Source organism: Janthinobacterium sp. BJB426, from assembly GCF_002735705.1.
Taxonomy (GTDB): domain Bacteria; phylum Pseudomonadota; class Gammaproteobacteria; order Burkholderiales; family Burkholderiaceae_D; genus Janthinobacterium.
Genome location: NZ_PDZL01000001.1, coordinates 180,245 through 192,733, shown reverse-complemented (window position 1 = coordinate 192,733; position 12,489 = coordinate 180,245). Strand labels below are relative to the sequence as shown.

General features: G+C 54.3%; 15 protein-coding genes and 1 tRNA gene. 13 read left to right on the top strand and 3 right to left on the bottom strand.

Going from position 1 to position 12,489, the window contains the following annotated elements; genetic code table 11:
- Positions 1-46 precede the first annotated feature (46 nt).
- Positions 47-919 carry a dTDP-4-dehydrorhamnose reductase gene (gene rfbD / locus CSQ93_RS00835; RefSeq protein ID WP_099376329.1) on the top strand — a complete coding sequence of 291 codons (873 nt, stop codon included), beginning with the start codon at positions 47-49 and terminating at the stop codon, positions 917-919.
- 100 nt (positions 920-1,019) lie between these two features.
- Here the strand turns inward: rfbD and galE are convergent, their stop codons facing one another.
- The 3 genes from galE to CSQ93_RS00820 form a co-directional block, all read right to left on the bottom strand.
- On the bottom strand, positions 1,020-2,039 hold the full coding sequence (gene galE / locus CSQ93_RS00830) for a UDP-glucose 4-epimerase GalE (RefSeq protein ID WP_099376328.1): 1,020 nt from the start codon (positions 2,037-2,039) through the stop codon (positions 1,020-1,022).
- 154 nt (positions 2,040-2,193) lie between these two features.
- On the bottom strand, positions 2,194-2,874 hold the full coding sequence (gene trmB / locus CSQ93_RS00825) for a tRNA (guanosine(46)-N7)-methyltransferase TrmB (RefSeq protein WP_099376327.1): 681 nt from the start codon (positions 2,872-2,874) through the stop codon (positions 2,194-2,196).
- Positions 2,875-2,966: 92 nt separating this feature from the next.
- Positions 2,967-3,040 (bottom strand) — tRNA-Gly (locus tag CSQ93_RS00820).
- 301 nt (positions 3,041-3,341) lie between these two features.
- Between CSQ93_RS00820 and CSQ93_RS28640 the strand changes: the two genes are divergently transcribed.
- From CSQ93_RS28640 to CSQ93_RS00765, 12 genes are all read left to right on the top strand, one after another.
- Positions 3,342-3,581 carry a hypothetical protein gene (locus CSQ93_RS28640; RefSeq protein WP_158301067.1) on the top strand — a complete coding sequence of 80 codons (240 nt, stop codon included), beginning with the start codon at positions 3,342-3,344 and terminating at the stop codon, positions 3,579-3,581.
- A 299-nt stretch (positions 3,582-3,880) separates the two neighbouring features.
- Positions 3,881-4,240: a diacylglycerol kinase gene (locus tag CSQ93_RS00815; protein WP_099376326.1), complete on the top strand. Its 360-nt coding sequence runs from the start codon at positions 3,881-3,883 to the stop codon at positions 4,238-4,240.
- A gap of 225 nt (positions 4,241-4,465) precedes the next feature.
- Positions 4,466-5,884, top strand: a complete 1,419-nt coding sequence (locus tag CSQ93_RS00810; protein WP_099376325.1) for a mannose-1-phosphate guanylyltransferase/mannose-6-phosphate isomerase — start codon at positions 4,466-4,468, stop codon at positions 5,882-5,884.
- A 76-nt stretch (positions 5,885-5,960) separates the two neighbouring features.
- Positions 5,961-7,424 (top strand): undecaprenyl-phosphate galactose phosphotransferase WbaP, encoded by a 1,464-nt coding sequence (gene wbaP, locus CSQ93_RS00805; RefSeq protein ID WP_099376324.1) that lies wholly within the window; start codon positions 5,961-5,963, stop codon positions 7,422-7,424.
- Positions 7,425-7,532: 108 nt separating this feature from the next.
- Positions 7,533-8,612, top strand: coding sequence for a dTDP-glucose 4,6-dehydratase (gene rfbB / locus CSQ93_RS00800; protein ID WP_099376323.1), 1,080 nt, complete (start codon positions 7,533-7,535; stop codon positions 8,610-8,612).
- Positions 8,612-9,505 (top strand): glucose-1-phosphate thymidylyltransferase RfbA, encoded by an 894-nt coding sequence (gene rfbA, locus CSQ93_RS00795; RefSeq protein WP_099376322.1) that lies wholly within the window; start codon positions 8,612-8,614, stop codon positions 9,503-9,505. Before rfbB ends, rfbA begins: the two co-directional genes overlap by 1 nt.
- Positions 9,506-9,529: 24 nt before the next feature.
- On the top strand, positions 9,530-10,075 hold the full coding sequence (gene rfbC, locus CSQ93_RS00790) for a dTDP-4-dehydrorhamnose 3,5-epimerase (protein ID WP_099376321.1): 546 nt from the start codon (positions 9,530-9,532) through the stop codon (positions 10,073-10,075).
- Between the two features lie 40 nt (positions 10,076-10,115).
- Positions 10,116-10,238, top strand: a complete 123-nt coding sequence (locus tag CSQ93_RS00785; protein WP_324847104.1) for a hypothetical protein — start codon at positions 10,116-10,118, stop codon at positions 10,236-10,238.
- A gap of 26 nt (positions 10,239-10,264) precedes the next feature.
- A complete protein-coding gene (locus CSQ93_RS00780) occupies positions 10,265-10,732 on the top strand; it encodes a helix-turn-helix domain-containing protein (protein WP_099376320.1) in 468 nt (155 codons plus the stop codon).
- An 8-nt stretch (positions 10,733-10,740) separates the two neighbouring features.
- Entirely contained in the window at positions 10,741-10,962 is a 222-nt protein-coding gene (locus CSQ93_RS00775) for a transposase (RefSeq protein ID WP_099376319.1), read from the top strand.
- A complete protein-coding gene (locus CSQ93_RS00770; protein WP_099376318.1) occupies positions 10,959-11,264 on the top strand; it encodes a transposase in 306 nt (101 codons plus the stop codon). The genes CSQ93_RS00775 and CSQ93_RS00770 overlap by 4 nt, the downstream gene beginning before the upstream one ends.
- A gap of 414 nt (positions 11,265-11,678) precedes the next feature.
- On the top strand, positions 11,679-12,485 hold the full coding sequence (locus CSQ93_RS00765) for a sialate O-acetylesterase (protein ID WP_158301066.1): 807 nt from the start codon (positions 11,679-11,681) through the stop codon (positions 12,483-12,485).
- Positions 12,486-12,489 lie beyond the last annotated feature (4 nt).

The window sequence follows — 12,489 nt, the reverse complement described above, 5'->3', positions numbered from 1 at the left end:
GCCACCTTCAGGCATACTATTGACACCAATATAAATAGGAACACTCATGAGCCGTATTTTAATCTCCGGAAGAACTGGACAGGTAGGCTATGAACTCGAACGCAGCCTGCAAGGCTTGGGCGAGGTCATCGCATTGGACCGTAGTCAAATGGACTTAAGTAATCTCCAGCAAGTGCGTGACGTCATTCGTAGCATAAAACCGACCCTGATCATCAATCCTGCCGCCTACACCGCGGTCGACCAGGCAGAGCGCGAACCGGAACTTGCGCTGCGCATCAATGGCGAGGCACCGGGCGTTATCGCTGAAGAAGCAAAGAAACTTGGTGCTGTACTCATACATTACAGCACCGATTACGTGTTTGACGGTAAAAAAGATGAGCCGTACACAGAAACAGATCCGACTTGCCCATTGAATGTTTACGGCAGCAGCAAGCTGGCGGGCGAGCAAGCCATTCAAGCTACCGGCGTTACGCACCTCATTTTGCGCACCAGCTGGGTCTACAGCACACATGGGAAAAACTTCCTGCTGACCATGCGCCGCCTGGCGGCAGAACGCGATTCACTGAACGTTGTATCGGACCAGTATGGCGCGCCGACCTGGAGCCGTACCATCGCCGATACCACCGCGCATATCGTGGCGCAAAGCCTCACGGCAGAAGATTCTAAAGCATGGTGGGAGGAAAAATCCGGCCTGTACCATTTGACGGCTCAAGGAAAAACCTCGTGGTTCGGTTTTGCGGAAGCCATCATGGCGCATCCGTCGGTCATCAAGAAACCGCAACTGACAGCAATACCAGCGCGCGACTATCCGGTACCGGCGCAGCGCCCCACCAATTCGCTACTGTCCTCGCAGCGATTGCTGAATACCTTCTGCGGCTTGCCACACTGGCAAGACGCATTGGCGCTTTGCCAAAGCTGAGGGATCCAAGCTTGAATCATAGCAATGGCATCGACCTATGCCATGAATAACCAGGATTGTGCAGCGCGCCCCCATTCATGGCAGTAGCGTTAGCACATCCTTAAGCTAAATAACCTTGCGGATTCTGGTGCTGCCAGCGCCAGTGATCGCGGCACATGTCGTCGATGTTTTTCTGTGCTTGCCAGCCCAGCAATTGCTTCGCCTTGTCGGCCGAGGCATAGCAGCTGGCGATGTCGCCGGGGCGGCGCGGCACGATGTCATACGGCACCTTGCGGCCGCTGGCCGCTTCGAAGGCGCGTACAGTGTCGAGCACGCTGTAGCCGTGGCCCGTGCCCAGGTTGACGGTAAAACCGCCCTCGGTGGCAAACAGGCGGTTCAGCGCGGCCACATGACCCAGCGCCAGGTCGACCACGTGGATGTAGTCGCGCACCCCCGTGCCATCCGGCGTAGCGTAGTCATCGCCGAAGACGGCCAGGCGTTCGCGGCGACCCACGGCCACCTGGGCGATGAAGGGCATCAGGTTGTTCGGGATGCCCGCCGGATCTTCGCCGATCAAGCCGCTGGCATGCGCGCCGACGGGATTAAAGTAGCGCAGCACGCCGACTTGCCATTGCACATCGGCATGCACGAGATCGGCCAGTATCTGCTCGACCATCAGCTTCGAGCGTCCATACGGGTTGGTCACGGACAGGCGCGACGATTCCAGGATCGGCAAGGCTTCCGGATCGCCATACACGGTGGCCGACGAGCTGAAGACAAAACGCTGCACGTTCGCCGCCGCCAGCACTTCCAGCAGCGCCACGGTACCCGACACATTGTTATCCATATACATCAGCGGCTGCGCCACAGATTCGCCCACCGCCTTCAATCCGGCGAAATGGATCACGGCATCGATGGCGTGCTCGCGCAAGACGGCGGCCATGGCAGCGCGGTCGCGCACGTCCGCTTCATAGAAGGGTACGCTTTTGCCGGCAATGCGCTCCACGCGCGCCATCGCTTCGCGCGCGCTGTTGCACAAATTATCCACTGCGACCACATCAAAGCCGGCAGCGAGCAATTCCACACAGGTATGCGAACCGATGAAACCGGATGCGCCCGTCACGAGTATTTTCTTGGACATAATATCAACCAATGCAAAAAAGATAAGACTACCGCAATTCACCCGCCCTGCCTAGCCAGCGCACGCTAGCGCACGCATTAAAAAAGCCTGCGGCGTCGCCGCGGCAGGCTTGTTCTCGTGCAAACGGCACAGGTGGGCAAACCGCCAAAGAAATTTATTTCTTGATGAACACCAGATCCCACACGCCATGGCCCAGCTTCAAGCCACGGTTTTCAAACTTGGTCAGCGGACGATATGCCGGCTGCGGCGCATAGCCATCGGCGCTATTGTGCAGTTGCGGCTCGGCGCCCAGCACTTCCAGCATTTGCACCGCGTAATCTTCCCAATCGGTGGCGCAATGCAGGTAGCCGCCTGGCGCCAGGCGATCGGTCAATTGCTTGACGAACGGCGACTGGATCAGGCGGCGTTTGTTGTGGCGCGCCTTGTGCCATGGATCGGGGAAGAAAACGTGGATACCGGCCAGCGAATTGGCGGGAATCATGTGCGTCAGCACTTCCACGGCATCGTGCTGCAGCAGGCGCAGATTCGTCAGCGACTCTTCGCCGATCAGCTTCAACAGGCTGCCGACACCGGGCGTATGCACTTCGACGCCGATGAAATCCTTCTCCGGCATGGCCTTGGCGATATGCGCGGTCGTCGCGCCCATGCCAAAGCCGATTTCCAGGATCACGGGCGCCTTGCGGCCAAACACCTGCTCGAAATCCATCGATTCCTTGGCGAAAGGCAGCAGGAACTGCGGCCCCAGGGTCTCGAGCGCTCGCGCCTGCGCCACGGAAAGCCGTCCCGCGCGGGTCACGAAACTGCGGATGCGGTGTTCGGTCGGATCGTACATCATCGGCCGCGCCGGGCCGTTTGCTGGGGTATCAGAAGACATGGGAATGGAGAAATAAGTGGCCGCGCCGCATCAAGCCAGGCGCCAGCGAAAAATGGAGCGGGTGAAGGGAATCGAACCCTCGTCGTAAGCTTGGGAAGCTTCTGCTCTACCATTGAGCTACACCCGCGAAGCCTGCATTTTACGCGGGATGGCAAGGACTTGGCAAACTTGAGGGTCGCTTTCGAATTTTCCTCCAATTCTCGCGATACTTTATAAAAAAGACAAATAAAGTCACATCGGTACGATGTCGTTTTTGTTGATATAGCACAACAATGCGGGCGGCCCGACACAATGAATAGTTTGGTATACCGCTAAAATAGAATAAATTATTGTTACCGTGAACTGTGTAGCGCAGACTAGCTGGAGAAATGTTGCTACAATCGCGTGACAGTTTAGCATTCCCGCTGTTCAACCTAAAAGGATATCCCATGAAGAAAATTCTGATCGCTTCGGCAATCCTGTGCTTCGCTTCCGCACAAGCCATGGCTCAATCGGCACCAGCTCCTGCCCCAGCAGCAGCTGCACCAGCAGCTGGCGCAGCTGCCGGCACCACCGTTGCCGGCCTGAGCGTCAGCACCCTGATCGCAATCGGCGCAGCAGTTGCCGTTGTGGCTGGTGCTGCTAGCTCGGACTCGACCACCGCGCACACGACCCCAACCCACCATTAATATCTGGCTGCCCAGGCAGCGACAGGTGGCCCATCTGCAGCTTGATGTCAAGCCGAAAGGTGAAGGCCTGGTGCCGCAATAGTTGACGTACTCAAATATTTTAACTATTGCAATAAAAGCCCTTTTCATTTGAAAATGGGCTTTTTTTACTTTTTATCAAACATCAAAAAGATTGGCATCAATCTTTCTGCTATGAACGAATGATGTCATATCGTAAGGCAACGCCTGCGATTCTCATCTATTCATGAGAGATCCGCCTTCATGTCAGTAAAATATCCCGCGCCGTCACTTCAGTTGCCATGAAGAACCAGCCTTTCTTCAAGCGCTTGGGATTTGCCCTGCAAGGCATAAGCGCTGCCCTCCGCCTGGAATCGAGCATTCGCCTGCAATGCCTGGCTGCTCTGATGGTGATCATCGTACTTTGTTGGTCCCGACCGCCCTTGATATGGTGGGCCTTGCTATTGCTCAATTGCGGTATGGTCCTGGCTGCCGAATTGTTTAACACCGCGCTGGAGCACCTGATCGATCACCTCCATCCATCCCTACATCCGAACATCAAGATTGCCAAGGATTGCGCAGCCGGAGCAGTGTTGCTCCTCAGTTTGACGGCGGTGGGCGTGTTTGTTGCTTTTTTGCTTGAAAACGTTGTACATCAATAAGAACACAAGGGTAGCAAACTACAATACGGGACGCGCTAAAACGTGCATGTCTCTCAGATTCTATAGTGTCAAAAGAAAGTACAAAGATTCTTGTAATTTATTAAAATACTGCCCCTGCTTGCAACATTGATTTTTTACTAGCATGTATGTATGCAAGCCGGACGAGTTTCAAAATATGCCAACTAAGCAATTATTCAATACCATCCAAATTACCTTGATGCAGAAATGACTATTCCCCTCGTACCAGTGATTCTTTGCGGTGGTTCCGGCACACGTTTATGGCCACTTTCGCGCGAGGCGTTCCCAAAGCAGTTTCTGCGATTGTCCACTCAGGGCAGCATGCTGCAACAAACGCTGCAACGCCTGGCAGATATCGACAGCGCGTCGCCAGCACTGCTGGTATGCAACGAATCCTCGCGCTTCATTGTCGCGGAGCAAGTGCGTGAGATCGGCCTGGAACATAGCCGCCTGTTACTCGAACCCATGCGCCGCAATACGGCGCCGGCGATCGCCTCAGCCGCCTTGCATGCGATGGAGAACGGCGAAGATCCGCTCCTGCTGGTGCTGCCATCGGACCACGTCATTCTGGATACCCCGGCGTTCCATCGGACCGTCGCGCTGGCGCGTACTGCTGCAGAGGCAGGGAATTTGCTGACGTTCGGCATCACGCCAACGGGTCCAGAAACAGGATACGGCTATATTCGCGCCGAGGGCGCTGCAAACGGGCAAGTCCGACGCGTACTTGAATTCGTGGAAAAGCCGGCCCTGGAGCTTGCAGAACAATATATCGCCAACGGAGATTACTTCTGGAACAGCGGCATGTTCCTGTTCCGCGCCAGCCGCTACCTGGAAGAGCTGGAACGCTTTCAGCCCGCCGTCCTGGCAGCGTGCCGCGCTGCCATCATTGCCGCAAAGAGCGACCTCGACTTCATTCGCCTGGACAAGGATGCCTACGCCGCCAGTCCCGACATCGCCATCGACTATGCGGTCATGGAACGCACCAGCCATGCCGCTACCATCGCCCTCGATGCGGGCTGGAATGATATCGGCTCCTGGAAAGCCGTACTTGAGGTGGCGGAAAAGGATGCCGATAGCAATAGCGCCCATGGCGATGTGCTGATTCAGGATTGCAACGATTGCCTGGTGCACAGTACCAGCCGCCTGGTTACCGCCATCGGCATGCGCAATACCGTGATCGTGGAAACGGCCGATGCCGTGCTGGTCATGGATGCGGATCAGGCACAACAAACAAAAACCTTGGTTGCGCAGTTGATCGCCAGGGAGCGTCCCGAGGCCACCATGCACCGCGAAGTCTTCCGTCCGTGGGGTTCATATGATTCCATCGGCAATGGCGAACGTTTCCAGGTCAAGCGGATCACTGTCAAGCCAGGCGCCAAGCTGTCATTGCAAATGCATCACCACCGCGCCGAGCACTGGATCGTGGTCTCCGGCACGGCGCAGATCACCAATGGCGACAAGGAATATTTGCTGACCGAGAACCAGTCCACGTATATTCCCCTCGGCGTCGTCCACTCCTTGGCCAACCCGGGCAAGCTACCGCTGGAATTGATTGAGATTCAATCGGGCAGCTACCTTGGGGAAGACGATATTGTCCGCTTTGAAGACCGCTACGGCCGCGTTTGACCAAGCAAATATGTCCTCACCACGCATGCGGCACCGCAAAAATTCACACTGAAGTTTATAAGGTTTAGCAAGTATCATGAAACCAATCGAAGGCATCTTTGTACAAGAAGTAAAATGGTATTGCAGCAGCAGGGCAGAAAAATATTTTCTCGCCTTTGCCGACGCGCTTGCCCTGTTCATGGCATTCTGGTTTGCGGGCAAATGGACGCTCGATGCCAGCGATTTGAACAGCTTCGGGCTGGATAGTTCGCGCCTGCTCAGTTACAGCCTGCTATCCGTGGTCACTCTGGCGGTCTTCAAGCTGAAGGGGCATCATGCCAAACGCCGTCCTTACTCGAATGAAATCAAGGAACTGCTGAAGGTTTCCATGGTCATGGGTCTGATCGATGCTGCCCTGGTCTTCCTCGACAAGCGCGACTCCTCGCGCGAGGCACTGTTGGCGACCTGGCTACTGGTGCCGTGCTGTGTCTTGCTGCTGCGTGGGATGGTCAAATACCTGCTGATGAAAGCGGGTGGCTGGATACGCCCCATGGTCATCATCGGTTGCGGTGACAATGCCTTGCAAACAGCGCGCGCCTTCGATGAGGAAGCGTTGATGGGCTATCGCCTGATTGCGTTCCTGATACCGGATGGCCAAGACCGCCTCGAACAACATTATGTGAACCGCAGCAAGCAAGCCGTGCCCTGCATTCAGCTAGGTGAGAACCCGGAACAAACGCTCAAGTTGCTGGGCGACCCGCATACGGTTGTCGCCCTGGAGCAAGGCGGCATCGACACTTATCAGGGCATGATCCAGCAAGTCAGCCGTTGCGTTGCCAATATGCAAGTTGTACCAGCCGTACGCGGGCTACCCTTGTACGGTATGGAGGTCAATCATTTCTTTGCACATGAAGTCTTACTGCTAACCATGCGCAACAACTTGGCGCGACCAGGCTTGCAACTGATTAAGCGCTGCTTTGATCTGGCGGCTTCGATCTGCGTGCTGATCGTCGGCGCCCCTATCTTGCTGTGGATCGCGGCCAAGGTCATGGCATCGGGCCGTCCCATCTTCTACGGCCACAAACGCGTGGGTCAGAATGGCAAGCATTTTCTCTGCTACAAGTTCCGCACCATGGCCGTGAACGCCGATGTCTTGCTTAAGGAGTTACTGGAGCGCAATCCTGAAGCCCGTGCCGAATGGGACCGTGATTTCAAACTGAAGAACGATCCGCGCATCACCTCGATCGGCCAGTTCTTGCGCCGGACCAGCCTCGATGAATTGCCGCAACTATGGAACGTACTGAAAGGTGAAATGAGCCTCGTCGGGCCGCGCCCGGTTGTTGATGCGGAACTGGAGCGCTACGGCCCCCAGGTAGACTATTACCTGGAAGCGAAACCCGGTGTCACGGGCCTATGGCAAGTCAGCGGCAGGAACGACGTCAGCTATGATACGCGCGTTTATCTGGATGCATGGTATGTCAAGAACTGGTCTTTATTCAATGACATTGTTATTCTACTGAAAACGGTTAAAGTCATTTTCAAGAAAGATGGCGCATATTAGTAACGTTATTAAGTTAATAGTTGCATTTAAGAATATTTAATTTCCCTCGCGCTCAAGACAATTTGTCGAGGGGGCATTGTGGCAATATTCCAGAAAAAGGATAACAGCATGATTTTAGTGACTGGCGGCGCCGGCTTCATCGGTTCCAATTTTGTACGCGACTGGCTGGCGCTCAACGATGAGCCTGTGATCAATTTTGACAAACTGACCTATGCTGGCAATCTCAGCAATCTGGCAAGCCTGGAGCAAGACCCTCGGCATATCTTTGTACGCGGCGATATTTGTGACACCGCCCATATCTCCCGCCTGCTGGCAGAATACCAGCCACGCGCCATCGTGCATTTTGCCGCAGAGAGCCATGTCGATCGTTCGATCCATAGCCCCGGCGAATTCATTTCGACCAACGTCAACGGCACCTTCAGCCTGCTCGAAGCGGCGCGCGCTTACTGGTCCGGCCTGACAGGCGAAGCCAAGGACGGCTTCCGCTTCCTGCACGTCTCGACCGACGAGGTATATGGCACCCTGAAACCGAATGACCCGCCATTCACGGAAACAACACCGTATGCGCCAAACAGCCCCTACTCGGCATCGAAAGCGGCGTCCGATCATCTGGTGCGCGCGTATTTCCATACCTACGGCATGCCGGTGCTGACGACCAACTGCTCGAACAACTATGGCTCCTTCCATTTCCCTGAAAAACTGATTCCGCTCATCATCAGCAATGCCCGTGCCGGCAAAGCCCTGCCTATCTATGGCGATGGCATGCAAGTGCGCGACTGGCTGTACGTAGGCGACCATTGCTCGGCGATTCGCCGCGTCCTGGAAGCGGGACGTCTGGGCGAGGTCTACAACGTGGGCGGCTGGAATGAAATGGCCAACCTGGAAGTCGTCCACACCCTGTGCGATATCCTCGACACGCTGGACCCGAAAGTGTCCGGCAGCTATCGCGACCAAATCACCTATGTGCAGGATCGCCCTGGTCACGACCGCCGCTATGCCATCGACGCGCGCAAGATCGAGCGTGAACTGGGCTGGAAACCGGCCGAAACCTTCGCCACCGGCATCCGCAAGACGGTCCAGTGGTACCTGGACAACCAGGCATGGGTACGCGATGTCCAGTCGGGCGACTACCTGAAGTGGGTAGAGAAAAACTACGCGGCACGCGATACGGCCCAGGAGCAGCAATAATGGGAACCACCATCGAACGCAAGGGCATCATCCTCGCTGGTGGCTCCGGCACGCGCCTGTACCCCGTCACCATGGCCGTATCGAAGCAGTTGCTACCCATATATGACAAGCCGATGATCTACTATCCGCTGACCACCCTGATGCTGGCCGGCATACGCGACATCCTGATCATTTCCACGCCACAAGATACGCCACGCTTCCAGGAATTGCTGGGTGACGGCAGCCAGTGGGGTATCAGCCTGACTTATGCCGTGCAGCCCAGCCCGGATGGCCTGGCACAGGCATTCATCATTGGCAAAGAGTTTGTCGGCGATGCACCATCGGCACTGATTCTGGGTGACAACATCTATTACGGTCATGACTTTGAAACACAGTTGCGCGAAGCTTCGGCACGCACCAGCGGCTCGACCGTGTTCGCCTATCACGTGCACGATCCGGAACGCTATGGCGTCGTCGACTTCGACGCACAGCGGCGCGCCGTCAGCATCGAAGAAAAACCGCTCAAACCAAAATCAAACTATGCCGTCACCGGCCTGTATTTCTACGACAGCCAGGTGTGCGATATCGCCGCCGGCATCGCTCCGTCACCACGTGGCGAGCTGGAAATTACGGATGTCAACCGCACCTATCTGGAGCGCGGACAGTTGAACGTCGAACTGATGGGCCGTGGCATGGCCTGGCTCGATACCGGCACGCATGAATCCCTGCTCGAAGCGGGCCAATTCATCGCCACCATCGAGAACCGCCAGGGCTTGAAGGTTGCCTGCCCAGAGGAAATCGCCTACCGTCGCGGCTACATCGACGCGGCCAAACTCGAGGCATTGGCACAACCCTTGAAAAAGAACGCTTACGGCCAATACCTGCTGCGCTTGCTCGAAGAAAAAATATACTAACGCCTGAACGGCTCATTTCACACCATGCAGATTCAAATCACCGCCATACCTGATGTCCTGATCCTCGAGCCAACCGTATTTGGCGATGATCGCGGCTTTTTCTACGAAAGCTTTAACCAGAAGCGCTTTGCCGAACTGACCGGCGTCACGCGCGATTTCGTACAGGACAATCACTCCAAGTCGGCCAAGGGCGTGTTGCGCGGCTTGCACTACCAGATACAGCAGCCACAAGGCAAGCTGGTACGCGTGACGGCCGGCGAAGTCTTCGACGTTGCCGTCGACCTGCGCAAGAGCTCGCCGACGTTTGGCCACTGGGTAGGTGTGACCTTATCCGCGGCCAACAAACGCCAGCTATGGATACCGGAAGGCTTTGCGCACGGTTTCGTGGTGACCAGCGACAGCGCAGAGTTCCTGTACAAGACCACCGACTATTGGGCACCGGAGTTCGAGCGTAGCATCCTGTGGAATGACCCGGCGATCGGTATCGACTGGCCGCTGGACGGCGAACCGTTACTGTCTGGCAAGGACAAGGCCGGCACACTGCTGGCCAATGCCGACGTTTTCGCCTGAACACTGTAATACAACCACGCCACGATTTACGAGAACAAATATGAGCCGTATCTTAATTACAGGAAAAACCGGCCAGGTCGGCTACGAACTGGAACGCAGCCTGCAAGGTTTGGGAGAAATCATCGCGCTAAGTAATTCGTCAATTTTTCCTGTCAAAGCCTGATAGGCAACGACGCAGGGGTTGATTTGATGAAATTACTGGTACTGCAACAGGCTGAACAGCAAACATTGCGCGACATGGGTGTTTTTCATCCGCATCCACGTGTACGCATACGTGCCCAAGCGATAGTTCGATTGAGCCAGGGACTGACTTTGCAGCAAACGGCCAATGAATTCCAGGTCCATCTGAACAGCATTGAAGCATGGCGGCAACGCTGGAACAAGCAAGGGCTGATGGGTCTATATGAAGGCCATCATACCGGGCACAAACGCAAGTGGACAGATCAACAACAAGAGGCACTACGAGCATTGGCGCAAGCCGATGGGGGCAGCGCCAACAGCCTGCTGCGAACCTTGGCGCAAACGGAAGGTTTGCCAGCCATCAGCCAGGAAACGGCAAGACGATATCTGCACGAGATGCAGTTCAGCTACAAGCGCTACCGCTACAGTTTAAAAAAAAGCATCCGCTGGAACCTTGCGGCAAGGCCGCACGAATAATCCGCGAGTTGGATCAACAGGCACGTGCCGGGCAGTGCAAATTGCTGTTTTATGACGAGTCCGGTTTCAGCCCGAATCCGCCGATTCAGTCGGGTTGGTCGCCGATTGGACAGACGCGTGGCGTGGAACCGCTGTCGCATGGCGAGCGCGTCAATGTCCTGGGAGCGCTGCGCCATGACCACAAGCTGTACGGCGAACGCAACGTCGGCCGACAGTACGCGACGACGTGATCTCTTTCTTCGACGAGCTCGCGGCACAAAAACATACCGTGCCGCGCATTGTCGTACTGGACAATGCGTCATTTCACAAGGGGCCGCAGATCGAGAAATGCCGACGGAAATGGATGGCACAGGGGCTGTTTCTGTATTACTTGCCCCCTTACAGCCTGGAACTGAATCGCATCGAGATTCTGTGGAAACAGGCCAAGTACTTCTGGCGCCGTTTCGCCGGACTGAACGGAAGCGAGTTGCTGAGCGAGGTGGAATCCTTGATGAAAGGTTTCGGAACTGCATTCACAATAAATTTCGTCTGACTACTTAGTTTGGTTTTACCGAAGCGATCATGGCCCATGCGTCAGTGGATAAGAAACCGCGTTAGAATGCGATAGAGGCCAAAAAATATCCGGTGCCGGCGGAACGTCCCACCAATTCGGCGCTGTCCTCACAACGCCTGATAGATACTTTTTGCGGTCTGCCTCAGTGGCATGAAGCCTTGAGGCTGTGCCAATACTGAATCCGGATAGAACTTAAAGCGATTTCAAGTAACCACGACCTAAAAAATCGACCTTCTAAAAAATCGAAAGTATAACAAAATGAAGACGCCAAAAAATTGATTTTTCGAGCAGCCTTTGAGTAGCGATAGGTTAAACTATTGTTTTCACAAAACCAAATAACATCAAGTTTCCACATAATTTCGTATGTGTGAGGCAGTGATATTTTTACATTATATGCAAATAACTACTATTATAGAAAATTTTCGTCTGATTAAATTTCTTGTTCTGTTGTTTTTCAGTCTGACAGTTGCAGCATGCGGCGGAGATGTAAGCAGTATCCCCGATAAGCCTATTTCCCCGGGCATTACCGATCCATTACCAGAACTTCGAATTTTGGTCGTCGGACAGTCAATATCGTCAAATTGTAATGAACATGTTTACGGCGCTGTCAATAACGTATTTCAAATAGCTAAAGATGGCTCGATGAAGGCTGCCAGCGATCCATTTGAATGGGCTGACTGTAATAAAGGTTCAATGTGGATGCCGCTTGGGAAAAAAATTATCGAGGCAGGTATTGCGCATAAAGTGGTATTTATGCCAATTGGTGTAGGTAGTAGTAAAGTGGAAGACTGGCAGACTGGTGGAGCAGCATTTAGTAAGCTAAACAATGCGATTGCGCTAATCCAGAAACAAGGAATTACCTTTAATCTCGCTTTTTGGCATCAAGGTTCTTCGAATTTAGGGATGAACCAGACGGCATATGTTAATCGAGTTGGATCAGTGCTTGACTATGTCAGCAGCAAGGTTGCAATTGAACGCTGGATAATCGCCGTACATTCACGCTGCGGTACTATTTATGATCAAAATATTGAATCGGCACAGTTGGCTTTAGGTGGCATGTCTGAATTAAAACGTTATCCGGGGCCGAACAATAACTCACTAGGAAATGAATACAGATTTGACAATTGCCATCTTAATCAAAGTGGCCAAGAGAAAATGGCATCAATGTGGCTTGAATCAATAAAAGCAGTACTTAAGTAATTTT